The sequence below is a fragment of the Streptomyces sp. NPDC054883 genome (assembly GCF_053610645.1).
This window is the reverse complement of the sequence record NZ_JBSGYT010000036.1, coordinates 56,582-81,176: the sequence shown is the minus strand read 5'-3', so window position 1 is coordinate 81,176 and position 24,595 is coordinate 56,582. Positions and strand designations below refer to the sequence as shown.

Annotated in this window: 22 protein-coding genes; 7 read left to right on the top strand and 15 right to left on the bottom strand. The window is 72.3% G+C overall.

Going from position 1 to position 24,595, the window contains the following annotated elements; genetic code table 11:
• Positions 1 to 52: 52 nt before the first annotated feature.
• The gene (locus ACWGH1_RS24500) at positions 53 to 532 is read right to left on the bottom strand and encodes a hypothetical protein (protein ID WP_453352302.1); all 480 of its coding nucleotides are present in this window, start codon (positions 530 to 532) and stop codon (positions 53 to 55) included.
• A 1,443-nt stretch (positions 533 to 1,975) separates the two neighbouring features.
• Positions 1,976 to 3,301: a helix-turn-helix transcriptional regulator gene (locus ACWGH1_RS24495; protein WP_453408997.1), complete on the bottom strand. Its 1,326-nt coding sequence runs from the start codon at positions 3,299 to 3,301 to the stop codon at positions 1,976 to 1,978.
• A gap of 163 nt (positions 3,302 to 3,464) precedes the next feature.
• Between ACWGH1_RS24495 and ACWGH1_RS24490 the strand changes: the two genes are divergently transcribed.
• Positions 3,465 to 3,662, top strand: coding sequence for a hypothetical protein (locus ACWGH1_RS24490; RefSeq protein WP_453352300.1), 198 nt, complete (start codon positions 3,465 to 3,467; stop codon positions 3,660 to 3,662).
• Between the two features lie 320 nt (positions 3,663 to 3,982).
• Here the strand turns inward: ACWGH1_RS24490 and ACWGH1_RS24485 are convergent, their stop codons facing one another.
• The 3 genes from ACWGH1_RS24485 to ACWGH1_RS24475 all read right to left on the bottom strand — a co-directional run bounded on the left by ACWGH1_RS24485 (position 3,983) and on the right by ACWGH1_RS24475 (position 9,413).
• Positions 3,983 to 6,979, bottom strand: coding sequence for an AfsR/SARP family transcriptional regulator (locus ACWGH1_RS24485; protein ID WP_453352299.1), 2,997 nt, complete (start codon positions 6,977 to 6,979; stop codon positions 3,983 to 3,985).
• A 272-nt stretch (positions 6,980 to 7,251) separates the two neighbouring features.
• Entirely contained in the window at positions 7,252 to 8,856 is a 1,605-nt protein-coding gene (locus ACWGH1_RS24480; RefSeq protein WP_453352298.1) for a BTAD domain-containing putative transcriptional regulator, read from the bottom strand.
• 95 nt (positions 8,857 to 8,951) lie between these two features.
• Positions 8,952 to 9,413, bottom strand: a complete 462-nt coding sequence (locus ACWGH1_RS24475; protein WP_453352297.1) for a DUF4258 domain-containing protein — start codon at positions 9,411 to 9,413, stop codon at positions 8,952 to 8,954.
• Positions 9,414 to 9,578: 165 nt separating this feature from the next.
• Between ACWGH1_RS24475 and lanKC the strand changes: the two genes are divergently transcribed.
• The 3 genes from lanKC (at position 9,579) to ACWGH1_RS24460 (ending at position 12,634) form a co-directional block, all read left to right on the top strand.
• The gene (lanKC, locus tag ACWGH1_RS24470) at positions 9,579 to 12,284 is read left to right on the top strand and encodes a class III lanthionine synthetase LanKC (RefSeq protein WP_453352296.1); all 2,706 of its coding nucleotides are present in this window, start codon (positions 9,579 to 9,581) and stop codon (positions 12,282 to 12,284) included.
• A gap of 58 nt (positions 12,285 to 12,342) precedes the next feature.
• Positions 12,343 to 12,444: a class III lanthipeptide gene (locus tag ACWGH1_RS24465; protein WP_389664836.1), complete on the top strand. Its 102-nt coding sequence runs from the start codon at positions 12,343 to 12,345 to the stop codon at positions 12,442 to 12,444.
• 67 nt (positions 12,445 to 12,511) lie between these two features.
• A complete protein-coding gene (locus ACWGH1_RS24460; protein ID WP_453352295.1) occupies positions 12,512 to 12,634 on the top strand; it encodes a class III lanthipeptide in 123 nt (40 codons plus the stop codon).
• Positions 12,635 to 13,231: 597 nt separating this feature from the next.
• Here the strand turns inward: ACWGH1_RS24460 and ACWGH1_RS24455 are convergent.
• From ACWGH1_RS24455 to ACWGH1_RS24445, 3 genes are all read right to left on the bottom strand, one after another.
• Entirely contained in the window at positions 13,232 to 13,702 is a 471-nt protein-coding gene (locus ACWGH1_RS24455; protein WP_453352294.1) for a hypothetical protein, read from the bottom strand.
• Between the two features lie 191 nt (positions 13,703 to 13,893).
• Positions 13,894 to 14,226, bottom strand: a complete 333-nt coding sequence (locus ACWGH1_RS24450; RefSeq protein WP_453352293.1) for a hypothetical protein — start codon at positions 14,224 to 14,226, stop codon at positions 13,894 to 13,896.
• Positions 14,227 to 14,543: 317 nt separating this feature from the next.
• A complete protein-coding gene (locus ACWGH1_RS24445) occupies positions 14,544 to 15,335 on the bottom strand; it encodes an alpha/beta fold hydrolase (RefSeq protein WP_453352292.1) in 792 nt (263 codons plus the stop codon).
• Positions 15,336 to 16,144: 809 nt separating this feature from the next.
• On the opposite strand from ACWGH1_RS24445, the gene ACWGH1_RS24440 reads away from it, so the two are divergent.
• On the top strand, positions 16,145 to 16,294 hold the full coding sequence (locus tag ACWGH1_RS24440) for a hypothetical protein (protein ID WP_453352291.1): 150 nt from the start codon (positions 16,145 to 16,147) through the stop codon (positions 16,292 to 16,294).
• A gap of 134 nt (positions 16,295 to 16,428) precedes the next feature.
• Here the strand turns inward: ACWGH1_RS24440 and ACWGH1_RS24435 are convergent, their stop codons facing one another.
• From ACWGH1_RS24435 to ACWGH1_RS24410, 6 genes are all read right to left on the bottom strand, one after another.
• Positions 16,429 to 17,859 carry a phytoene desaturase family protein gene (locus ACWGH1_RS24435; protein ID WP_453352290.1) on the bottom strand — a complete coding sequence of 477 codons (1,431 nt, stop codon included), beginning with the start codon at positions 17,857 to 17,859 and terminating at the stop codon, positions 16,429 to 16,431.
• A gap of 27 nt (positions 17,860 to 17,886) precedes the next feature.
• The gene (locus ACWGH1_RS24430; RefSeq protein WP_453408996.1) at positions 17,887 to 19,386 is read right to left on the bottom strand and encodes a serine hydrolase domain-containing protein; all 1,500 of its coding nucleotides are present in this window, start codon (positions 19,384 to 19,386) and stop codon (positions 17,887 to 17,889) included.
• 11 nt (positions 19,387 to 19,397) lie between these two features.
• Complete coding sequence (locus tag ACWGH1_RS24425; protein WP_453357013.1) at positions 19,398 to 20,468, bottom strand: HTTM domain-containing protein; 1,071 nt, start codon at positions 20,466 to 20,468, stop codon at positions 19,398 to 19,400.
• 11 nt (positions 20,469 to 20,479) lie between these two features.
• Positions 20,480 to 21,097, bottom strand: a complete 618-nt coding sequence (locus tag ACWGH1_RS24420) for a DUF5819 family protein (protein ID WP_453357014.1) — start codon at positions 21,095 to 21,097, stop codon at positions 20,480 to 20,482.
• Positions 21,098 to 21,272: 175 nt separating this feature from the next.
• Positions 21,273 to 21,686 carry a hypothetical protein gene (locus tag ACWGH1_RS24415; RefSeq protein ID WP_453354896.1) on the bottom strand — a complete coding sequence of 138 codons (414 nt, stop codon included), beginning with the start codon at positions 21,684 to 21,686 and terminating at the stop codon, positions 21,273 to 21,275.
• 203 nt (positions 21,687 to 21,889) lie between these two features.
• The gene (locus ACWGH1_RS24410) at positions 21,890 to 22,144 is read right to left on the bottom strand and encodes a hypothetical protein (protein WP_453354897.1); all 255 of its coding nucleotides are present in this window, start codon (positions 22,142 to 22,144) and stop codon (positions 21,890 to 21,892) included.
• Between the two features lie 333 nt (positions 22,145 to 22,477).
• Here ACWGH1_RS24410 and ACWGH1_RS24405 point away from each other — a divergent pair, with 333 nt between their 5' ends.
• Both ACWGH1_RS24405 and ACWGH1_RS24400 read left to right on the top strand, forming a co-directional pair.
• Complete coding sequence (locus tag ACWGH1_RS24405; RefSeq protein ID WP_453354906.1) at positions 22,478 to 22,840, top strand: hypothetical protein; 363 nt, start codon at positions 22,478 to 22,480, stop codon at positions 22,838 to 22,840.
• Positions 22,837 to 23,541, top strand: coding sequence for a nucleotidyl transferase AbiEii/AbiGii toxin family protein (locus ACWGH1_RS24400; protein WP_453354898.1), 705 nt, complete (start codon positions 22,837 to 22,839; stop codon positions 23,539 to 23,541). Before ACWGH1_RS24405 ends, ACWGH1_RS24400 begins: the two co-directional genes overlap by 4 nt.
• A 109-nt stretch (positions 23,542 to 23,650) precedes the next feature.
• On the opposite strand, the gene ACWGH1_RS24395 is transcribed toward ACWGH1_RS24400, so the two are convergent.
• A complete protein-coding gene (locus ACWGH1_RS24395) occupies positions 23,651 to 24,526 on the bottom strand; it encodes a helix-turn-helix domain-containing protein (protein ID WP_453354899.1) in 876 nt (291 codons plus the stop codon).
• Between the last annotated feature and the right edge of the window lie 69 nt (positions 24,527 to 24,595).

Here is a 24,595-nt window from a genome sequence, read left to right as displayed (position 1 = left end):
GCATGGATGCCCTGCCCCCAGGAGGGGGCAGGGCATCCATGCAGTGGGGGGATCAGCCGATGTGGTAGACGGTGACGGTCACCTCTCCGTCTGGACCGGGGATGGTGTACGCACCGGGGCCGTGGAAGGGCTCGCAGCCCTCGGCGAGGACATCGTCGGCGTTGATGCCGGTGTCGTCCTCACCCACGAAGGCACACACCTCGCTGATGAACTGGTCGGCGAACCTGTGCGTGAAGCCGGACTCCGGGTAGCGCGGCACGGTGGGGGTGTTGATGTCCAGGTCCGGGTGCTCCCACAGGGTGGTCTGCCGGAGGCCGCCATCCGTCACGAAGACCTTGCCGTAGGGCTCGGGCAGGTCGTTGTCGTCCTTCTCCTGGGGGTTGGAGAACTCGATCGAGTAGGTGATGAGCCCACCGGGATACCTTGCCTGAGCAGCGGACTGCGCCTGAGCCGATCCGGCACTCACCACACCGGCCAGCAGCAGGGCCGTCGAGGCGATGGCCGCCAGTCGGCCCATGGACGTCGGACGCATCACTGTCCCCTTTCACTGAAAGTAGCCGTGCGACTACTCTTTGAATATAGGTGGGGATATACGGCCGATCGAAGGGTGCACCGGTCAAACCACCCGGGCGTATGGCGCTGAGGCACTGGGCACGGTGAGTGCGCGGGCGGCCACCCTGGCAGCGCAGAGAAGGGCCTGATGCTGTCAGCGGCGTCGGCCGTCACTGGCTTCCTCGGCCAGCTCGGAGTGGCGCCTGCCCGTCTGAAGTCTTGCAAGATTTATTGTTCGATCGGCTGCTTTGGCGAGATCGAGAGTCAAAGCCCGTGTTGCGACCAGCCGGAGGCACCTTGATCACTGACGCTCCGGCGACTCGGACGAGGTAGCGCAAGGTGAAGGCCCCGCAGTCGGCAGCAGCACGCCGCTGACGGTCAGCGCAGCCCAGCCGCTCCCGCGCATCCTGGAAATCGAGCAGTTCGTCCACGACTGGGACGGCCCGGTCACGTTCCTCCAGGCCGGCGCGCCCGGCCTGGTGACCATCCCCGCGGACCCCCGCCGCGTGTATCGCACCGAGTGGCTGCCGACCGAAGCATCCGGAGCGGGCATGAACATCGAGCAGGAGCTCATACTGCCGGACGGCAGCCGCAAGGTGGGGCTCTCGATTCCACTTGATGACGAATCCGGCCTGGTCAGGGCGGTGGGCGCACTCAAGGCAGCAGCTGTCGGCAAGGAGACCGCCATCCACTCCTTCAGCGACGCCGCCGGCCTCCGGCCCGGCCGGCAGCCGTCCCGACCGCGCTGCTCGGCTCGTGGTCAGCCCCGCTGCTCACGGGAGAACGCATCACCTCAGTGCACCTGGACCAGTTGCGCGCCGAGGCCAGAAGCATCCATCGCCGACTCAGCCCGATCTGGCATCGCAAGGTCGGGGGAGAACGGCTGTGGAGCCTGGACCGTGACTTCGGTGACGGGCTTACGACTTACGACGTTCTGAGCGCGGGCCCCGACCCATGCGTCAACGCCGTCCTCGCACATCTCACTCTCCTCGAACGGGCAGTGGCCGTCGCCCACGCCAGTCCCTCGATGCCGACCTGGACCGAGGCCGTGGCCGCTGTCACCGCTACGGCCCCTCACTTGCCAGGTGACATGGACGCAGCCGCACTGGGTGAACGGGTACGCCGCAGACCGCGCCGCCTCGGCATCCGGCATACCGCCCGCAAGGAAGCTGCCGCGGCTCACTACGCCGAGCGGCGCCCAGGGGTGGCCGCGCATGGCGAGCTGTCTGCTGCTGAGGGAGGCCGGTCGTGAAACTGCTCATCGCCGCGCTGCCCGCTTCTGAGGAAGCTCCGCGGTCGATACGAAGCACGCGGCCGGGATTCAGCCGAGTAACAGCGCCTGCCAGTCGTTGATGTGAGGCGAGCATCGACCCCCGTAAGTCAGTGCCGCGGTCCCGGCGGGCGGCTGGCGGTGGAGCGGGGGTTACGTGATGCGGTCGGTGGGTTTCGTGACGCCCGTCGGGGCCGGCCCCGCGCCCTGGCCCTTCATCCGCGCCCGGTAGGCGCGGGAGCGGCAGCGGGGCGAGCAGTGGCGGGGCGGACGGCCTGCGGACCGGCCCGGGGCGGCGGCAGGTGCGCGTACCGGCCCGCCGCAGCCGGGACAGTCCGCCGGCGTCCCGGACCCGGCGTCGTCGGCGGGCGGGCCGGGTGCGGGTCCGTCCGGAGCAGTGGCGGCGGGGGCGGGGGCGGGCAGGTCCGGGTGGGCGGTCAGGCCCTGGCGCTCGGCGATGACCCCCGCCTGGAAGCGGCTGTGCGCACCGAGCACCTCCAGGAGTTCGGAGACGTGACGGCGGCAGGTGCGCAGGGAGATGCCCAGGCGGCGGGCGATGGATTCGTCCTTGAGCCCCTTGGCGAGCAGCACGAGGATGCTCTGCTTCATCGTCTTGGACACGTCGTGCGCGGCCTGCGGCCCCGTCGCGAACGGCGCGGCGTTCTCCCAGTCCCGCTCGAAGACGTCCAGCAGGTAGGCCAGCAGGTCCGGCTCCCGGATCAGCAGCGCACCGCCCGACCGGGCCGGCAGCAGGGCCAGCGACCCGTCCACGATGATCATCTGCGGCAGTACCTCCGGCAGCGTCCGGATCTCGGCGCCCGCCCCGATCAGCTGCTCCGCGTGCAGCCGGGTGGGCTGGTCGAACCGCGTCGCGTGCTGGTACAGGCTCCGCATCCTGATTCCCCGTCCGAGCAGCGCCAGGTCGCGTGGCAGTGCCTCCCGAAGCGCCGCTGGCGGGAACGCCCCGCCGTGCTTGGAGACCAGCACCTCGCTACGGCAGGAGTCGATCACGTCCGACAGCAGCGAGCGGACCGCCAGCTTGTCCGGCAGGTGGTCGATCGTGCCCTGGGGAAAGGCGTGGCGGCGGGCCTGGAGGTAGACCGGCGTCAGCGCGGCCAGCCCGTCGCGCTGCAGTTGGATGCGCCGGCGCTGTTCGCGCAGCGCCTCCTCCTGCGCGCGCAGGGCCGTGTCGCGGTCCGACAGTAGTTGCGCGGTGGCGGCCTGGGGGCTGACCGGCCGCCAGCCGGCCGGCTCCCCCGCCCCGCCGTCGGCGGGGAGTTCCGTGAGGAGGCAGGAGTCGGTCAGCGCCCGCACCGCGGACAGGCACGCCCGCGGGCTGACTCCGGTCTCGGCCGCGGCCTGCGCGAGGGTCGCCGGGGTGAGGCGTTCGTGGACGACCGCCCACCGGTAGAGCATGACCGCAGTGCTGTCGAGGCCGGGCACCGTGACCGCCGTGCCGGGTCCGCCGTCCGTCTCCATCACATGCCTCCTAAACGTGCGTGGCAGGATCATGATCCACCGTCGGGTATGTGTGTACCGTCAAGCGACTGGCAGGCTGGTGCCCACGGCAGGAGCGGCTCCCCGACCAGGACCACCGCCCCGCCGTGGCCGGACTGTCGCATAAACGAGGGGAATTCAGACCATGCGCGCAATCGTGGTGCGGATGCTGTTCGCGGTCGTGCTGGGCACCGGGATGCTGGGGGGCGCAGCCGCTGCGGCCTCCGCCTCCGGGCACGGGACGACCACCACACCGCCGTGGGCCGGCGGCCACGACGACAAGCAGTGCATCGTGACGACGGCTTGGGGCGACGCCTTGTGCCCCGGCCGGCCGCTCAACTGAGCCGCCCGGGAGACCGGGTGCGGGGGCAGCGGACTCCATCCGCTGTCGGTTGGGTGGCTGTGGGCCCGACCCGGTCGTCATACGGGCACGTCGAAGAGCGTCTGGTTTCTCGCGCGGCGCTGTGGACGGCGTACTGATCCGATCGACCACCGGTACCGGCCCTGGCGGATCCGCCGGGTGCCCGGAGCGTGTCGCCCCGTACGGGAATCCGTGCGGGGCGGTGTCGTGCGGTGACGCGGTGGTGATGCGCGCGGGGACGGGTGGGACGTCGGTGCGGGAGGGGCGGCCCGGGGCGGGCCGCTCTCCTGCGTTCCGGAGCTTCAGGAAGCCGACGGGGGACGGTGCGGGTGCCGGGGGTGGGCGGGCGAGGTGAGCGGTTCCCCGGGCCCGACGGGCGGGCGGTCGCCGGCCGTCGCCGCCAGGGCGGTGTCCAGGAGCCGGCGGGCCCGGGCCTCGGCGGCCTGCCAGCCGAGCCGGCCGGTCGCCGCGACCGCGCGTTCGCCGCAGTCCACGGCCTCCGACAGGCGGTTCCCGGCCAGTTGGGCGGCCGTCTCCGACACCAGGTTCATCGCCTCCATCGCGGGAGAGCCGTAGCTCGCTCCCAGTTCGGCGCTCTGCCGGTGCCGGGCCACCGCCTCGTCGGGGCGGCCGAGGTGGCGGGCGGTGAGTCCCTGGTTGTAGAGGGCGTACGCCTCGCCGCCCCGGTCCCCCGCGTCGACGGCGGACGCCAGGGTGGTCCGGCTGAGCTCGGCGGCCTCGTCGCGCCGGCCCAGGCGCAGCAGTGTGCTGACGCGCCCGCCGCGGGCGTTGCGGCCGGCCCAGGCACTGCCGCAGGCCTCACCGGCGGCGACGGCCTCCTGGTGCAGGGCGTCGGCCTGGTGCCAACGGGCCAGGTACTGGCACAGGTGGGCCCGGCGGTTGAGGATTGCGGTGTGCACCGCGTCGTCGCCCACCGCCCGCGCCGCGTGTTCGGCGACGTCCAGCATCCGGCCCGCCTCGTCCAGCCGGCCCAACTGGCCCAGTGCGCTGGCCAGCACGTAGCCGGCCCGGCCCGCCGCGCGCAGGTGTCCCTGGTCCTGCGCGGTCCGCAGGATCGTGCGGAGCGGGTCGAGGGAGCGGGCCCACAGGTGGGAGTCCTCCAGGAGCGGTTCGACGGCGAGCGCCAGATCGGCGGCCACGGCCACGGCTGACGGCACGGTTTCGAGGATCTGCGCGGCGACGGTGAGCGCGCCGTCGTGGTCGGGGTCGAGCAGCCGGCGCCGGCTGTCGGGGCGCCCGGGGCGGCCGTCGGGGGGCAGCAGGCCGGGGACGAGGTGCCCCGGGCGCTCGGCGGCGTGGACGGTGCGGGCCTCGGCGAGCAGGTGGTCGAGGAAGCGGGTGAGGGACGCCGTCCGTTCTTCGGGGCGGTCCTGGACGCGGGAGCGTTCGGCCGCGAACGTCCGCAGGAGCGGGTACTGGCGGTACACCCCGGGGCGGGGCGACTCCAGCAGGCCCAGCCCGGTCATCCGTTCCAGGAACTGCCCGGTGCGCGCCGGTGCCAGCCCGCCGAGGGCGGCCGCTCCCGCGACGTCGGTGGCGCCCCGGCCGGGGAGTGCCAGCAGCCGGAACAGCCGGGCCTCTTCGCCGTCGAGCAGGTCGTAGCTCGGGCGGACGCACGCCGTGATGCCGTCCTGGGAGCCGGCCGGCGCGGGAAACGCGGCGAGCGGGGGCAGCGCGGGAAAGGCCGGGTGGCTGCCGTCGAGCAGGTGGACGAAGTCGGACACGGACCACGAGGGCCGGGCCGCGAGCCGGGCCCCGGCCAGCCGCAGGGCCAGGGGCAGTCCGCCGCACCGCTCGGTGAGGCCCGCCGCCTGGCCGGGCTCGGCGGCGATCCGCTGCGGACCTGCGGCGGCGGAGAGCACGGCCAGCGCTTCGGGGGCCGCCAGGGGTTCCAGGCGCACGCGGTGTACGGTCTGCAGCCCGTCCAGCGCGGCCCGGCCGTTGACGAGCACCGCGCAGCCGGGCGAGCCCGGCAGTAACGCCTCGACCTGGGCGGTGTCCCGGGCGTCGTCCAGGAGCAGCAGGAGCCGCCGGTCGGCCACCGTCGTGCGGAAGAGCGCGGCCCGCTCCGGCAATCCGTCGGGGAGCGCGGGCTCCCGGACGCCGAGTGCCCGGAGGAAGCCGGCCAGGACCGCGGCGGGGTCCGCCGGGCCGGCCGAGGTACCGCGCAGGTCGGCGTAGAGCTGTCCGTCCGGGAACCGGTCCCGCAGGCGCTGCGCGACGTGGACGGTGAGTGCGCTCTTGCCGACACCCGCGGTGCCGGTGACCGTGGCGACGGCCAGGACTCCGGGCCGCGGGGCCGTCAGCGCGGCGAGAAGGTCACGTACCGCCTCGGTGCGGCCGATGAGGTCGCCCGGTGGGAAGGGGAGCTGGGCCGGCGTGGGGAGTTCGGCACCGTCCGGGTGAACGGGTGGGCCGCCCGGATCGGCGCACTCGTGGCCGGCGGGTGCCGGGCCGGAGGCCGACACGGGGGCCGAATCGGGGGCCGGGTGCGGGTGGGCGTCCCGCGGGTCCTGCGGGTGCCGGTCCGGTGCCGGCCGGAGGTGGCGGCCGCTGCGGGCCAGCGCGATCCCGGCGAGTTCCCGCAGCCTGCCGTGGAGCGGGTGCTCCGCGCAGAGCCTGGTCAGTTCGGGGACCAGGCGGGCGTGGTGACCCAGTTGCAGGTCGAGTTCGATGCGTTCCAACAGCACCGACAGCCGCAGTTCCGCCAGGCGCTCGCGGTGGATCGCGGCGTGCGGGCCCGGGAGGCCGGCGAGCGCGGGCCCGCGCCACAGGCCGAGCGCCCGGGCCAGCAGTCCGGCCGCCTGGCCGGGCTCCTGTGCGGCGGCGCGGGCGCGGGCCTCGGCGACCAGGTGGTCGAACACGTCGAGGTCCAGTGCGCCCGGGGCGGTGTGCAGGAGGTATCCCTGGCCGTGCGTCGCGATCCGGGAACCGAGCGGGCGCCGCAGCCGGTAGACGTGTGACCTGACCGTACCCACCGCCGTGCGCGGCGGTTCCTCTCCCCAGAGGCCGTCGACGATCTCGTCGAGGTCCACGACGTCGTTGCACCTCAGGAGGAGCATCGCGAGCAGCGCCCGCTGCTGTGGCGAGCCGAGGGGGAGCACGGCTCCGGCCCGCTGGACCCGGAGCGCGCCGAGCACGCAGAAGGAGGGTTCGCTCCCGGCGCCGTCCACGGTGGCCTCCGGCTCCGGACCTGGTGTCGGTACGTCCGCGCGGTGCGTGGTGGGGCGGCTGGTCGGAACCGGTCCGGTCGGGATCCCTGCGGCGATCGTACGCACGCGTCACCTCCGTTTGAGGGCCATGGCCGGGCGGGCCGGCTGGGGGAACCGGCCCGCCGGGCTCGGCACGACCTTGCCAGGCGGGGCGCGGTGGGCCCACTCTCAAAGGATCATGTGAATGCCATGCACGTTTAGGAGGCATGGGGTGGCCTCCGGCCGAGCACGGCCGGATCGGGCCGGTGCTTGCCGCCGGGGGGCCCGGCGGGCGGCCGAGCGTGACGAAACTCCGGCGTGCGTCACGAAAGCCGGGACAGCGGCCGGCCGCCGGTCCGTCAGGGCCAGTTCACCGGGCGGTAGTTGCCCGGTGCGGGAGTGTCGAGAACTCCGGCGTCCACGAGGGCTTCGGCGATGAGTGCCGCGTCCGCGAGGCCGGTGCCGAGTACGGGCGCGAGGGCGTCGACGGACGACAGGCCGGCTCCGGAGCGGGCGAGCCGACGGGCGGCACGGGCCAGGCCGGGCGGCAGACCGGTCGGCAGGCCGGTCCAGTCCGGGGCTCTGGTATCCGGGCCGCCGGGCGGGAGCGTGGCGGGTGGACGTGCGGTGAGCTCCACGGGCGTGGCGGCGGGCAGGGCGGACGCGAGGACGCGGGAGCGGGTGGTGACGAGGACCGCACTGCCGGGAGTGCCGGGCAGCAGGGGCACGACCTGCGCCGCGTCGCGGGCGCCGTGGAGGACGAGGAGGACGCGCCGGACCGCGAGGGCCGACCGGTAGAGCGCGGCGCGCTGGTCCGGGTCGGCGGGAACCCTCGCCGCCGGGATCCCGAAGGCGTGCAGGAGGTGCGCCAGGAGCGGGCCCGCGCCGGCCGGGCCGGGGCCCCAGGTCCGCAGCTCGGCGGAGAACCGGCCGTCGGGGAAGCGGTCGGCCGCACTGTCCGCGAGCCGCCCGGCCAGCGCCGTCTTGCCCGCACCGGCGGGCCCGGCGAGCACCAGGACGGGGACGGCGGCGCGGTCCGCTCCCCCGGTGAGCACTCCCCTGGCTTCGGCGAAGGCCCGGTCCGCCGCGGCCGCCGGGGCCGCCCCCGAGGCCGGCGGCCGGGCAGGGGCAGGGGTGCGGGGCAGGTGGCGGACGGAGGGTGGCGGGTCGCGCGTGAGCAGGCGGGCGTGCAGTGCCGTCAGCTCCCGGCACGGGGCGACGCCGAGTTCCTCGCCGAGGACGCGGTGCATGTCGGCGAAGACGGTGAACGCCTCCGCCTGCCGGCCGCAGCCGTGCAGGGCGCGCATGAGCAGGGCCCGCAGTTCCTCGTCGAGCGGGAACTCCCGGGTCAGCGCGGTCAGGGCGGGGACCACCGTGTGGTGCAGGCCCAGGCGCAGGGCGCAGGCGATGTGCCGCTTGCGGGCGGCCGTGCGCAGGGCGGCGAGCCGGATGCGTTCCGCTTCCGCGAACGGGCCCGGAACACCGGCCAGGGCCTCCCCCGACCACAGGGACAGCGCACCGGCCAGCAGGGCGTGTTCGGCGGCGGTGTCACCGCGTTCGCGAGCTTGGCGGGCGGCCTCGACCCGTTGCTCGAACCGCCAGGCGTCGACCGATTCCGGCGGGGTGTCCAGCATGTATCCGCGCTCGTCGCCGAGCAGGATCCGGGGCGGCTCCCGCGGGGTGCGGCCGGGTTCGAGCAGGGTGCGCAGCGCCCACGCGTGGGTGCGCAGGTTCCCGGCGGCGCTGGCCGGTGCGTCGTCGCCCCAGACGGCGGCGCCGAGTTCGGCCACCGGGACGGGCCGGCGCCGCCGCATCAGCAGCACGCTCAGGACCGCTTGGCGGCGCGGCGGGCCGGGCCGGACCGCCGGACCGCCGGGCAGGCCCACCCGGACCGGGCCGAGCACCCGGAAGAGGGGTGCGTCGTCGCCGTCGGGCGCGCCGGCGGCCGCGTCCCCTGCCCGCATCCGGACTCCTCGGCGGTTTCGAGCGATCTGACGGCGTGTACGACGGTGGGCGGTGGCCTGTCCGGGCGAGGGGGGCCGGGCAGACCACCATCACCTTAGTTCTTCCAGAACGCGGTGACGGCCAGCGGTTCGCCCTTGTTCCAGGCGACGGAAACCGCCAGGGTCCTGTTGCCCACCGGCTCCTGGTACAGGAAGGTCTTCTGGCTGGTCTGGCACCAGCCGTTTCCGGTGGCGACGACGGCCCGCACCTGCGCCTCGGTGATGCCTCGCTCGGCCATCCGTTCGAACATGTGGTCCGACCAGTGGTCGATGGTGGTCGGGGCCCACTCGGTGCCGCACGGGCTCTTGAGCGGGGGGCAGCCCTGGCCGTCGTCGCGGCAGCGCATGAGCGAGATCGGCGAGTCCACCAGGTCGGCGATCTGGACCGTCGTCGCGGCCTGGGTCCGGGCCTGGAGCGGCGGAGCGGGCGTCGCCGCCTGGGCCGGGGCAGCGGTGAACGCCGCTGCGGAGGCGGCGAGGGCGACGAGCGCGAGGCGGAGGCGCTGCGAGTTGATCATGGGGGCTTCTTCCGTTGTTCCGTGACGTGTGCGGCCCTGCGACCGCCTGGAACGAAGGTCGCCGGTGGCCGTCCACGCGTGATGAGCAGCCGATCGTCGGCTGTGATCAGTGCCGATGGCCGTCCGTCCATCCCACGAGGACCGCCCCGCCGCACCGTTGTGGCCATGAACGACGAACTGATCCGCCACCGGGAACTGCCGGCGGACGGCGGGTGGACCACCCACCGCCGCGAGCCGGGGTACCGCCCGCAGCCCCGTGGAGACGTGCTCCGCGAGCGGGGCGGGTCAGAAGCGGATTTCCGGCAGGGGGAAGCGATGAACCTGGAACAGATGTACGCGTTCTGCTTGGCCGACCCGGTGTTCTTCGACGTGCCGCAGCGCATCGCGGACGAGGACGAGCGCTGGACGCCGCCGCGGGTCGGCGACGCCACCCTGGTGCAGGACGACGCGGACGTATGGGTGCGGGTGTTCTTCGGCCGGCCGCTGCCGAACCAGGGCTGGAAGATCCACGTATCGGCCGACGTCCCGGCCGCCCAGGAGGTCCTGGACCGGGCCGCCGCCGTCTGCGTCTCCCACCGCGTCGCCTTCAAGTACCTGCGCAGCGGCCGGCTGCTGTCGGCCTTCAACTCCAAGTACGCCCACCGCGGTTCGTCGGGCAAGTTCATCGCCGTCTACCCGGCGGACGAGGCGGAGCTGAAGACGCTGCTGGACGCCCTCACGGACGCACTGGACGGGCAACAGGGCCCCTACATCCTCTCCGACCTGCGCTGGAGCGAGCGCAGCCCGGTGTTCCTGCGGTACGGGGCGTTCGCCGCGCGGTGGGCCCAGGACGGCGGCGACGTCCCCGTCCTGGCCATCGCCCGGCCGGACGGAACGCCCGTGCCCGATCCGCGCACCGCGGCGTTCACCCCGCCGAAGTGGGCTCCGACGCCCGGCTTCATCCGTGAGCGCATCGAACGGTTCAGCGCGATCAGCCGCGTGGACCTGCCCTACGAGATCGTGCGGCCGCTGCACTTCTCCAACGGGGGCGGGGTCTACCTGGCCAAGGACCCGGCAACCGGCGACCTGGTCGTGCTGAAGGAGGCCCGGCCCCTGGCCGGGCTGGACGCGCGGGGACTCGACGCCGTCGCCCGCCTGCGGCACGAGCACCGCATGCTCACCGCGCTGGCCGGGACCGGTCTCGTACCGCGCGTGCTGGGCTACGAGACGTACTGGGAGCACCACTTCCTCGTACAGGAGTACATCGACGGCGACTCACTGGCGAAAGCCGGCGTGCTGCGCCTGCCGCTGGTGCGGCCCGGGGCGACACCGCAGACGTACGCGGAATACACCCGCTGGTCGCTCTCGGTCCTCGACAAGGTCGCCGCGGCCGCCGCCGCCGTCCACCGGGCCGGGGTCGTCTTCGGCGATCTCCACCCGAACAACATCATCGTGCGCCCCGACGACACCGTCACCTTCATCGACCTGGAAGCCGCCCACCCCGTCGGCGAGGAGCGCACCGGTCTTCTCGGCGCACCCGGCTTCGCGGCGCCCGCCCACGTCACGGGCACCGACGTCGACGCCTACAGCCTGGCCGCCCTGCGCCTGGGCCAGTTCATCCCGCTGACGGCGCTGTCCGGCCCGGATCCGGCCAAGCCCGGCCAGCTCGCCCGATGGGCGCACGAACTCTTCCCGCTGCCGGCCGGGTACGCCCACGAGGCCGCGGCCGCCATGGCGTCGATCACCGGGACCACCACACCGGCACCACCGGGCCCCGGAGCGGTCGGCAAGGACTGGGAGGAGAACCGGGCGGGGCTCGTCGCGGCGCTCACCGCCTGCGCCACCCCCCACCGGGAGGACCGGCTCTTCCCGGGCGATCCCGACGGAGCGCGGGAGGGCGGCGGAACGAACCTCTCCCACGGCGCGGCGGGCGTCCTGTACGCCCTGCACGCCACGGGCCACGCCGTCGACCCCTCGTGGACCGACTGGCTCACCGCAGCGACGCTGCGGGACATCGACCGCGCACCCGTCGGCCTCTTCAACGGCTCCTGCGGGGTGGCCACCGTCCTCGACCTCCTGGGACGGCACGAGGAGGCCACCGAGATCCTGGGCCGGGCCCTCGACCGCACCGGCGAACCGACCAGCCTCGGGCTGCTGACCGGGCTGCCCGGCACGGGTCTGACCGCGCTCGGCTTCCACGCCCGCCGCGGGGACGGCGTCCACCTCGACCAGGCCCGTCGCATCGCCGACCGCGTCGCGGAGCGCATCGAAGCCGCGCTAGACCACCCGGCCGGCAAGAACCCCGGCGCGGGCCTCACCACCGGAGCGGCCGGAGCCGCGCTGTTCCTGGTCCGCCTGCACGAACGCACCGGCGAGCCCGGCTGCCTCGACCTCGCGGAGCGGGCACTGCGCCGCGACCTCGCCCAGTGCGCGGACGTCGACGGCTCCCTGCAGGTCGACGACGGCTGGCGGTCCGTGCTCTACCTCGGCACCGGATCCACCGGCATCGGACTCGCCCTGGCGGCCTTCCTGAAGCACCGCACCGGCGAAGGCCTCGCCGAGGCCCTCGCCGCGATCCGGCTGGCGGCGCGCGGCCAGTTCACCGTCTTCCCGGGTCTGCTCGACGGCCGCGCCGGACTGCTGTACTTCCTGACGGCCGTCGGCGCTGGCGCGGACGACGCCGACGCGCTCGAAGGCCACCGGCGCGACCTGTGGCGGCACGCCGTACCCCACGGCGACGGCCTCGCCTTCCCCGGCAGGCACCTGGTCCGGCTGTCGATGGACCTGGCCACCGGATCGGCCGGAGTGCTCCTGGCGATGGACGGCGCCCGGCGCCGCACCGACCATCTCCTCCCCCTGCTCGGCGGCCCCGTAGCGGCCACCGCCGCCTGAAGCCTGCTGCACCGGTCCCGGTCCAGCGAAACCCCGACGCAGAAGGGAGGTGACCCGCATGTCCGTCCTCAACTTGCAGCAGCTCGAGCTCGCCGAGGAAGAAGGCGCCGCGCTGCTCGCCAGCGCCATCAGCTACGCGTGCCACGGCACCCTCGCCTGAGCCGTGTCCCGCCTCCGGCGGAAGCGTCCGGCCCGGCCGGGACAGAACCTCCATCCAAGGAATCGAGGTGAACACCATGTCGATCCTCAACCTCCAGCAGCTGGAGATCGTGGAGGAGGAAGGCGGCGCGCTGCTCCTGAGCAGCGCCAGCTTCGGCCTCCAGTGCCACACCACACCGGCCTTCCACTGAACCGGGTGACACACCCGCCCACCGGAACGCGGAAAGGAGGTGACCGCCATGTCCATCCTCAACCTCCAGCAGCTGGAGATCGCCGAGGAGGAAGACGGCCTGCTGCTCATGAGCAGCGCCAGCTTCCAGTGCCACAACACCAGCTTCCACTGAGCCACCGGCAACCCGCCCGCGCTCACGAACACCGAACGGAGATGACCGTGATGTCCATCCTCAACCTCCAGCAGCTCGAGATCGCCGAGGGCGAAGACGGCCTGCTGCTCATGAGCAGCGCCAGCTTCCAGTGCCACAACACCAGCTTCCACTGAGCCACGGGTAGTACACCTGCTCGGAAGAGGCAGTGACGATCCGTTCGCGGATCGGGGCGGGCTGCGGGGATTCCCCCGCAGCCCGTCCCGTCATGTTCGGCGGTGGGTGCGATTTCCACCGGCAGTGGGGTGGCGCCCACCGCCGTACTGCCGTTTGCCCCGCCCAGCGCCCGCCGGCCGCACCTGCCCGCACCCGGCCCCGGCCCCGGCGCCCCGGCGATGAACTCCGCATCGCGGCTCCCGGCCCGCACTACCGGGCGGCCGCGACGTCGGCCATGGTTGCCCTGAGTCAGCGATTGTCGGGGGTCAGCAGCGTGGCGGCCGCCGCGATGAAGGCGGCGGATGCCTCCTTGGCCGCATGCCGCCGGGCGTCCAGCTCGGACCGGTCGACGGCCTTGCGCAGCGCGTACGTGGCGTCTGCGGCCTGCTGGGCGGGGCCGGCCAGCTCGGGGACCAGGACCTGAAGCCGGATGTGGGGCGCGGTGATTGCCGCCCGCGTGTCATGGGACCTCGTCTGGGCCTCCAGCTGGTGCTCGGTGCCTGCCTCGGTCCGGGCCAGACGCTCCCGGTGGAACATCGCCGAGCGGTGCGCGTCCAGGGCGGCGGCGAAGTCGGTGACGGCGCCGAGCTGGTCCTGGCGGTGGCTGTCGGCGCGCTCCTCGGCGCGCGCGGTGCGTGCCGAACGGTGCTGGAGGAGGCCGGCGGTCAGGGCACCGGCGAGGGTGCCGAGTACGGCAACGATCGAAGGCCATATGGACATCCGGTGTCGGGTCCTTTCGGGCAGTGGGTTGCGGTGGGTGAGTCCGGCAGACGGCCAGGGGCGCGTCGGCGCCTTCGGCGGCCTGGCCACGCCTGCTGCGGACCCACCCTGGTGGTCGGTTGCGGCTGAGGTTCTTCTCGCTGACGTAGCGTTTCCAACCGTGACCGGCGTCCGGGCTGCGAGGCCGCCGTCTACAGGCCGAGGGCCAACAGGATGGTGAGCGTCGGCGGGACCGGCGCGATCCACCCCGCCCAGCGTCCCGCCGGAGCGAGGGCGGGGTGCCGCAGGGACAACCGGAAGGCCACCGCGAGCAGCGGGGTGGCCGTCCAGGACGCCCACCAGCCGGCCGTTACGACCGCCACGGTCTGAGGGTGGACGTCCGCTGCCATCTGGGCCAGGCCCCCGAAGAGAAAGGCGACCGGGATCAGGGCCACCGACAGCGTCGTGGCCCACATCAACACCTCGTCGATGGCGGGGGTCTCGGCGGCGCGGTCGGTGGTCGGGCCGGGCATTGTCTCGTGCATGGGTACAGCCAATCGGCTCCAGCACCGGTTCGCCTGCGCGGGCGTACTCAAGGCCGGCCGGTCTTCGTACTCATCATGCCCAGGCGTCGGCACCGAGCCGTCAGATGGGGCTTGAGCAGCTCGGCTTGCAGCCGGGCGGCAAGCACCGGAGCGCTGCGGGCGCAGGCGACCGCGAACCGCACACGCCTTCTACGGTTTCCCACCGCATCCGCGGCCACGCGTTCGCTCCTGCGGGCAGATGCTTGCCTTCCGGACATGAAGGCGAGGTGATGCACGCGGTGCCGCGGCGCTCACGACGCCCATCGGACGAGGGTGGTTCAGATATCCGCGAGGAACTCGCGGACCGCGGTGGTGAAGCCCTCGGGGTCGGCCTGTTGGACGAAGTGGTCGCTGTCCAGCGGGCGGTAGACCGTGCCCGGGCGCCTGGAGCACATGGCCCGGGCCTGCTCGGCGGGCAGGACCTGGCTGCGCAGCCCGTGGATCAGGAGCGCGGGGCAGTCGGTGGCGAGCCACTGCTTCCGGTGGTCGCCGTGGACGAGGTTCTCGGAGTCGACGGTGTCCTGCGGGTGGAAAGGCAGCCGCCATCCGGCGCCGCCGGGCAGCGGGCGCAGGACGGGGCCGAGAGCGGCGGCGAGGGGTCCGCAGGCGGCGGCCAGTTCCTCGCGGGTGGCAGCGGTGTAGGGGAAGTCGAGCACGAAGGCGAGGGGGCTGGTTCCGTGGTCGGGGAGGTCGACGGCGGTGTCGACATTGATCAGGGCCTCGACCAGGTCCGGGCGTTCGGCGGCCAGGTGGCAGGCGTTGATCGCGCCGAGGGAGTGGCCGAGGAAGACCGCCCGGCCGATGCCGAGGTGGTCGAGCAGGGCGAGGAGGTCGGCGAGGTAGCCGGTGCGCGTGTAATCGGGGGCGCGCTCGGAGTCGCCGTGGCCGCGCTGGTCGGGGGCGATCACCCGCCACTCGGGGCCGAGGGCTGCGGCCAGAGCGGTGAAGGACGCGCCCTCGGAGAGGTGGCCGTGCAGGGCGACGAGAGGGCGGCCGGCACCTCCGAAGTCCAGGTAGGACAGGACGCGGCCGTGGATGGTCAGGGTGGAACGCGTGGGCCGGACGGACATGGCGGCGTACTCCTCGGTTCGGCGGTTGTCGGTGGCGGGCCGTCACCGAGACGAATCATACGCACGTCTATGACGTATGTTCAATACGGTTGTATGGATAGCTTGTTGGGGCGGGAAGTCGTGCGGATGCGGAGAGCAGGAACTGGAGTCGGGCCCAGATCCCATCGGGCCCGGGACCGACAGGCGCGCCTCGATTCGGATGGGCGGAGGGCCCGGGCGGTGGCGCCAGGTGAGCTGGTGATGGTGGACTACTGGGCTCGGACAGGCGGCTGAGCCCGGAACACCTGCCCGTGCCGGCTCGATGCCGCTTTCAGCTGCCTCATACCGCTTCTTGCTGCTTCCGTTGACCGTTCGGAGGGCCGTTCGGCGCGGCTCCGTCGGTCGAGCGAAGCAAGAGCCGCACGAATCCGCCCGCGAGCATCAGCAGGGCACCGGCGCACAGAAGACTCCGCGCCGAACTCGGCGACTCGCGGAACCCGCGCGGCTGGTGGACGAGGTGTGCGAGTCGCTGCGCGGGGCGACCGGCCCACTGGCGGCCCAGGCGCTCTGGAACGCTGCGACGGTTGCCGTCCGGCAGGGCAACGACGCCCGCGCCGCCGATTGCCTGACGCAGGCCATGGTCGCCATCGACAGCCGCGACGACCTCACTCTGTGGATGCGTCTCAGGCTCGCCGGCGCGTCCCTGTCCCTGGCGTCCGATCCGCCCCGCGTGAGCGATGCCGAGGAGTACCTGGCGGCGGCCGAGCCCGCGATGAAGCTCATCGGCAGCCCCCGCCACCAGCAACGGGGACGGCAAGGCCGACGTCGGTGTGCTGTACGACTACGGCCAGGAGGACGGCGGCGCCTTCCATTCGGCGCTGTGGACGTACACCAGCACCGCCGGCGGCGGCTTCAACAACCCGGTCAAGAAGTGGGAGAGCACCAGCTCCTGGAACTGGTTCCGCAGCGACCTCGCGTAGCGGTGTCTGTTTGACTGGTCGACGCCCTGTGTCCTCGCCGGCGCGAACCGGCCCGTTGCAGCCGGCCCCTGGCTGCACGGCTGGGTGCCGTGCTCTGCCACGGGCACAGGCCGCAAGTCCAACTTGCCGCCGTCTCAGTTGTCCGCTCGGCCGTACAGGGCGCGGAGCGCGGCCATCGCGGCGTGGTGTCCGCACATCCCGTGCGCCGACGGGCCGGGCGGGGTCGCCGAGGAGCACAGCCAGGTGCCGGGTAGGGGGATTCTGTAGGGGTTCCACCGGGCCACCGGGCGGGCCAGCGTCTGCCACAGGCTCATCGCACCGGAGCCGATGTCACCGCCGACGTAGTTGGTGTTGTACGCGCCCAGCTCGGCCGCCGACACGCCGCGTTCGGCGAGTACGGTGTCCCGGAAGCCTGGCGCATGCCGCTCGATCGCGCCGCGGATCGTGTCGAGGGGGTCGCGGGGGTCGCCGTTCGGCACGTGGGCGTAGGCCCAGACCGGCCTGCGACCGCGTACGGCCCTTCCATGATCCGCGGCGGCGGGGTCGACCACGATGATGTACGGGTGTTCCGCACGCAGGCCCTTAGCGGTGAGCGTCTCCGCCCGCGCCACCTCCTCGGCCGTTCCCCGTGCGCCCGCCAGGTGCACGGTCGCCGCCTGGGAGAGGCGGCGGTCGGTCCAGGGAATTTCCCCGTCGATGAGGAAGTCGGCCTTCGCGGCGCCGGGGCCGTACCGGTACCGGGACAACTGGCGGAGGTACCCGGCGGGCAGGGGCGCGATGCGGGCAAGCTCACGGGGGGAGACATCGAGCATGGTTACGCGTCGGCCGGCGGGCAGTTCGTCCAGGTTGTCGACGCGCACCCCCGTGTGGAACCGTCCGCCGAGAGCCCGGATCTGTTCGGCCATGACGTCCGCGATGGCCCCCGAGCCCCCCTTGGGGACGGGCCAGCCTGTTGTGTGGGCCAGGTGTCCCAGCAGTAGGGCGACGGCGGCGGCCGTCGGCGAGGGGAGCCGGCCGATGCCGTGAGCCGCCACGCCCGCGAGCAGGGCCCTGCCTTGCACGGTGCTCAGACCGCCTCCCAGCCGCAGGGAGTGGACGGGCATGCGGGGGGCCAGCGTCGTCAGGGAACGTAGGGACGGCACGTTCCGCTGGGTGGACAGCATCAGGTCGACCACGGCGGAGGAATGCTCCATCAAAGGCCCCATGAGGGCTCGCCACCGCTTCCCGTCTTTCCCCAGACCGGCACATGTGCGTTCGAGGTCGCCCCAGGCCATGGCGGCTGGTCGGCCCAGCAGTGGGTGCGCGTAGGCGGCCGGCGAGCGTGTCAGGCGGACTCCGTGCTCCTCTAGCGCGAGGGATTTCATGAAGGGGGACACGGGGGCCATCGGGTGCACGGCCGCGCAGATGTCGTGAAGCACCTCCGAGTCGAACAGGGCTTCACTGCGCAGACCGCCCCCGATGCGCTCGTGGGCCTCGAACACCTCGACGGTGAGCCCTGCACGGGCAAGCGTCAAGGCGGCCGCGAGACCGTTGGGACCTGACCCGACGACGACGGCGTCTGTCATTCGATGGCTTCCTTCAGCGGGTTCGGCTCATAGCTGGGCGGTGAGCAGGACGGCCAGGCATCCCGTCCATAGGGCGACGGTCCCCACCAGCGGGCCGGTGGGGGCGGGTGGCGGGGGCGGTTGCTCCGCCAGCGGGCGGGGACCCGTTCCCGCGACGCCGAGGAGGAACGCCCAGAGCAGGACCCCGGAGCTGACGGCCCACAGTTCCGGCGGGACGCTCAGCCAGCTCCCGCGGCGCCAGGCGAACGCCAGCGCGGCGGCCCCGAAGAAAGCGTGCACACAGATGAGCCCGGCCCTCCCGCGGCGGCCGGCAGCGGCCCGCGGCCGCAGCCATGCCACCAGCAGCGGCACGGGAGCGCCGAGGGCCGCGAGAGCGGTGACGTGGACGGCGGTCCGGCCGGCGGCATGAGGAACCGTCGGCGGTAGGCCGAGCAGACGTTCGCCGATGGCGTCGACGGGACGGTCGGTGTTGCCGAGCACGACTACGCCGCGTTCCGCCGCGCCGTCGAAGGCCATGTAGGAGGTGAAGCCACCGGTCGCCCCGTTCTGCCAGGTGATCTCCCGGCCGCCGATGGCGCTGGTGAACCAGCCCAGGCCGGTGCGGCCGCCCCGTCCGGCTTCGTGCGTCGGGATCGCTGCGCGGGCGCCGGGCGCCGTCTTCCCGATGACGGCGCGGAGGAAGACGCCCAGGTCCCTGCCCGACGTCCAGATGTCGCCGGCCGGGGTGTACCCGGAGGCGAACCAGTGGTCGACGGCGGGGCCGGTCGCCTGCCGGCCTTCGGCCGCGCGGGGTGGAAGAGGGTCGCCGGCCGTCATGACGCGCGAGTCCCGCATGCCCAGCGGGCCGAAGAGACGGGCGGAGAGGAGCTCGGAAAAGGGTTGACCCGCGCGGCGTGCCGCCGCGTGGCCGGCGAGCGCCATGCCGAGGTTCGAGTAGAGGTACCTGCCGGGGGTGCCGGCGGAGGCCGACTCGGCTGCGCTCAGGACGTCGTCCTCTCCAAGACCGCGGTACGGGTCTTCGCCGAGCAGCATCAGCCGCAGATTGCGGCCCACCATGCCGAGGTCGTCGGGCATCTTTTCCAGGCCGGCCCTGTGGGTGGCGAGATCCGTCAGGGTGGCCTGGCCGATCAGGGGGTCGGAGAAGCTGCGCTCGGGCAGCAGGCGCTCCAGAGGGGTGCCGAGGTCGAGGAGCTTCCGGTCCTCCAGATCGGCGAGGAGCATGCCGGTCATGGGCTTGCCGATGCTGCCCGCCTCGAACACCGTCGACTCGTCGACGGCCCGGTGTGCAGGGTTGCCCGAGTCGCCCAGCCCGGCGTACGTCAGTTTCCCCTTGTCAACGAAGGCAACCGCGATGCCCCGGTGGCCGAGGCCGTCGCCCGCCGCCTCGCGCACGCGCGCCGCAAGATCCGCGTCGCCGGTCGTCGCATTGCCCAACCGTGCCGGGGCCGGGGCGACAACGCCTCCCGCCCCGGCACAGACGCCAAGCAGCAGGGCGAGCCCCATTGCCCTGATCGTCCTGCGCGGCATCCGGACGCTCCTCACGAGGAGACGAGGGCAGGGTCGGGCGCTGCCGGTGCGGCCGTTTTCTCCCCGGGATCCGGGGCCGTCGGCCCGTTGGCGCCGGCCGTTCCGGGTTCCGCGGTCCGCGGGCGTCCCTCGAGGCGCCGGACCGCCCGGGCCAGCCGGAGGTAGTGCGCGTCGCCCATGATCACCAGCTCAACGGCCACCACGGTGAGCGAGAAGTTGACGAGTCCGGCCATGTGGACGGCGATCCCCAGATGCATGAGGATGCCGCCGGCCACGGCGAAGACGCGCCACTTTCCATTCAGCAGGAGGAAGGTGAAGGCCAGCTGGAAGAAGACCGTCGCATAGGTGATGGTGACGACCAGGGTGGCACTCTCGTAAATGAAACGGTTGACACCGGGCCAGCCGAATTCGTTGGCGCGCAGGATGTAGTACAGCGCCGTACCGTTCTGCCATTTCCGGCCCTGCACCTTGTACATGCCAGAAACCAGGTAGACCGTGCAGATCTGCAAAATGACCGCCAGGACTCCGGCATTGTGCAGCAGCGAGCCGATCCGAAAATGGAAGGGATTCGGATCCGCCACCTTCTTCGATTTCCGACGGCGGGCGTCTAGGGAAAATCGTGCGCCCGAATCGATGAAGACGAAGAAAACCAGCACGATGACGGTGACGTTGTCCCCGCCGTCAAGGAGCACGGGATTTCGCTGATGGAGTGACCATAGGAAGACGTAGTGGAGGACGTTCATGGCGCGGGTCTTCCAGCCGAGCATGAAGAGCAGCGCGAAAATCATGCCCAAGTGGAAGACAATGTCGAACCACGCACTCGATCTGCTTACCGAGTACAGGGAGAATCCCTGCTGTCCGTCGGGCGCCGTGAAGTTCTGCCACGGCCATGCCCCGTCGGGTCCCCAGAGGTATGCGCGCTGCGTGTAGTCCCGTGCGTAGAGGTAGAACCCGAGGCCGCCCAGGATGATGCGCGCGAGTGCGGAGCCGATGAGGGCGTGCCGGCTCAGGCTCAGCTCGTCGAGCGCAGCGTGGAAGCGCGTCCGGACGCGGAGAACAAGGGAGCGGACTCCTGTACGCATGACACCTGAATTCATTGGGAGACCTTGAGCGGCTGCATCCAGGGGACGTCGTAGTAGGAGACTTCGCCCTTGTTGGTGCGGACCGAGCGCTGCGAGAAACGGGGGAACTTGTTCACCACGATGCGGACTTGTATCGCGCTGATGCCGTTGCCCCACAGGGCTTTCGCCTCGCCGCTCGCGACGGCGCGCGTGTACAGCAGGGCGCTGTCTCGAGCGGCCAGCTCGCCGGGGGCGAGCGGGGGGTCCAAAGGCCGCGCCTCGCCGCTGACGTCGGCGTTCTTGGGTGCGGCGGGGTCCTTCTCACGCCGGAGCGCGTCGAGGTCCTGATCGTGCCAGCCTTCGAGCCGCTGACGCACTGCGGGGGCCAGCCGCTCGACGCGGGAGGGCCAGAAACGCTGGCGCTGGACCTTGTCGATGTGCGGCGTGGTCACGTCCGCCCATTGCGTGGTCTCCACCGACCCGTCGGGCTTCTTCACCTGTGCGCGCACCAGGTATCCGGAATCCTCGGAAACCGGCTCGGGGGCGAACAAGTGCCAGTCCTGCTGGAAGTAGGGCGCCATATAGGCGCGTATCTTGTCGTCGTGCCTCTCACGAATCGGATTGAAAGGGGTGTGGTGCAGTGCCGTCATGGAGAAATGAAAGAACACCACCCCCGCCACGAGTACTCCGATGAGAGACAGAGCGGCCCGCTGGCCACCGCTCAAGTCCACGAGAGGCCGATGCCCGGCTTTTTCCGTCACTGTTTCAGTTTTCGTCTTCCCCGTGCGGTGGGCGCGGTTCAACCGCGCCCACCGACCTTTCTACCTACTGGTCGAAGGAGCGCGAGAGGTCGATTTCGCTCTGGACCTCGACGCCCACGTCACCGCGACGGAACGCGGCACCCTCCCGCTGCGGAATGGCGTTCGAGGCCTTGACGTAGTCGTATGCCGCACTACCCAGGGCCGATCCCGCGGCCTTCTTCAGGACGCTCGTCCACGCACCCATGGGCGCGGCATTGACGTCCCGCAGCTTGTCCGGCTGACCGCCGGCCTCGGCGAAGGTGACGGCCGTGGTCTCGGCCGGCGGGGAAACAGAGTCGGCCGATGCCGACGATGCGAAGACGACGCCGATGGTCAGGCCGGCGACACCGATTGCAAGTGCGCGAAGCTTACGCACAATAAACCCCCATGAATATTTTCTTTCGATGTTCGTCACCAATGATGCGAACTCGATAAGCATACACAGACATTTCGAACCATGATCATCAAGTGAGCCACGCCACAAACATCTAAATTTACGAATCAATCATTCCGCTTTTATTTCACGGTTGAAGAAGTCTCCGGGTGTGGCCGTGCCCCCCAACGGTTGACGCCGCGGTTTCTCGCCACGCGGCATCCGCCTGTCAGCGGCCTCACTTCTACCAGTCGGCGTACGCCCTAGCGTCAGCGGAGGGAGCTGCCGCCGCAGCGCCGTTCCCGGAGGTGGTTGACGATGGTCGCTGCGACACCGAAAGCGAACGTCACTGCCACGACTGCGTAGACCGCCCGCAGCCAGCCGGGCCGCTCGTCACCTGAGAGGGCCAGGAAAGCGAACCAGACGGTTCCCAGCAGGTAGCCGAGTGTCTGGACGGACGGCGAGTACTTGTTCCGGCTGGGAGCCGGCCCTTCGTGCCGGCCTGCCTCTGTGCGGATGTTCATCGGTATCGGTTTCTCCCTGCCGCGGCGCGGGTTGGCCCGTGCGAACGTGGTGTGCGGGTGCTGCCGCCATGGTGTCAGGCGCTGTCACGGGCAACGTGTGGCGGGTCGCCGAGGACAACGGCGTCGGCCGTCAATACGTGAAGGCCTTCATTGTGATCAGGTGTGTGGGTCAGAGCACACAACCAGCCGAAGGGCACCGGGGGTTCCCCGAAAACCTGGAAGGGGACGACTACCTGGCTGCGGCTCCCCGGATGCGCGGGGTGGCCGTCGGGCCGGGTGTCGCGTCTGCGGTACCGGAGACGGGCGGGACGCGCGATAATCGGGTCCATGGTCATGCAGCTCTCCTCCAGCAGTGCGGAGCCCTCCGCGGCCGAGGTGCTCCATGCCCGGTACGCGAGCCGGCTGCCCGCCTCCCTGGAGAAACTCGCAGGTCCGCGGCACGGTGTGGTCGAGCTGCCGCTGCATGTGGCCTGGTCCGGACTGCGCGCCTACGACCTGGACCGCCCGCGCCTGCGCATGGGCCTGTACCGCACGGTCCTGGCCGAGGGGCAGCACGAGGACCTCGTGACCCTGCTCGACCGCGACCTGCTGCTGGAGCAGTGGCCCGTGCTGTGCACCCTGGTCAGCCGGCACGTCCGGCAGGTCTGGGAGGAAGCGTTCCCCGAGCTCGCGAGAGAGCGGTCCGCCGCCGCGTGAAGCTGAGCGGCCTGCACCGCCGGCTCCTGGCCGCAGTGATCGACATCGGTGCCCCGTACCCCCTGGTGCTCACCGGCGGGTACGCCGTCCAGGCCCACGGCCTCGTCGACCGCCTCAGTCAGGACCTCGACGTCGCCACCGAGAACCCCGCTCCCATGGCGGAGATCGTCGCCGGCCTCGGACAGGGCCTGGCCGGGCGGGGCTGGCGGGTCCGCGTGATCGACGTGGATGCCCTCTCGGCCCGGCTGATGGTCGCCGACCCTGCCACCGGCGAGGAGTGCGAGGTCGACGTCCTCAAGGAGCACTTCTGGACGCCGCCCGCCCAGACCGAGTACGGGCCGGTCCTCGCCTTCGACTCCGTCATCGGCACCAAGGTCCGCGCCCTGGCCGACCGGGGCGCCGTACGCGACCTCATCGACGTGCACGCTGCCTCCCGCCACCGCACCACCACCGAACTCGAAAGCCTCGGCGAACGGCACGGCCGCGACGAGTTCCGGCTCCACGACCTGCGCGACCGTCTGGCCGGCGCGGACTGGGCCGACGACGCCGAGTTCGCCGCGTACGGCCTGACCGAGGCCGAGACGGCCGAGCTGCGCACCTGGGCCCTGCACTGGGTCAGCGACCTGGACGGGCGTCTGCACGAACACGACGAGGAGCCGGACCACGGCGTGGACGAGGACCGCGACCCGAGAGAGGACTGAGCCGCCACGGGCCGCGCCCACCGCCGGCCATCGCGGTTCGGCCGGTACGGGGCTTCCTTGACCGCGGAGCGCCGCCGAAGACGCCCGGCGCCGGTGACCGGGGCGGCGTTCACAGCGGTGGCCGACTCCCGCAGGCGTGAGGCCCGGCCGGTGTTCCGCGGCTGGGCCATGCGATGTGGTCAACGGCGAGGAAGAGCTCGCCGGCCACGGTCGCGGGGGTCGCCCCGGTGAACGCCATGACGTCACGGTGCAGGTGGGACTGGTCGGCGTAGCCGGCGTCGGCCGCGACTCGGGCCGCGCCTTCGCCCGCGACCAGGCGGTGGGCGGCATGGTCGAAGCGGACCAGCTTCACGGCGCGCTTGGGCGGCAGCCCGAGCTGCGACCGGAACCGGGACCACAGGCGCTTACGGCTCCATCCGGCCTCGGCCGCGAGCCCGTCGACCCGGACCAGGCCACGACTGGCGACGATCCGCCGCCAGGCCCAGGCCACCTCCGGGTCCACCGGCGGCCCCGCCTCGTACCGGCGGGTGAGCAGCGCGTCCGTCAGCGCGAAGCGATCCTGCCACGCCGGGACTTCGCCCAGTCGCTCGCGGATCCGGAACGCCTGCCGGCCCCACAGCTCGTCCAGGGGCACGACGGCGCCGTCGAGGTCGGCAGGGGAGACACCGAGAACCGCGCGTGCGATCACCGGGGACAGGCGCACCTGCACGCACTCGACGTTCTCTCCCCGCGCCCGGACCGCGCCTCCGGACCCGAGCCCGGGCCCGGCCACCATGCTTCCCCGCTGCTGCCGCCCGGCGGCACAGTCGAGTACGGGCGAGCCGGCGCCGAACTCCAGGAGCAGCGTCACGGCCGGGTGCGGAACCATCCGGAGGGCGGCCAGGTCGCGAACACCGAACCCGGCCATGGTGAGACCGGCCACCCTGCTGGGACGCTGCGGGCTAGCGACGTCCCACACAACCGCACCGTGCGTGAAGGTCGGCACCGTCCCATGCTACGTGTGCGGGCTGGGGGAACATTCGTCCAATCCGCCGGTGGGTGCCGGCGGCGACAG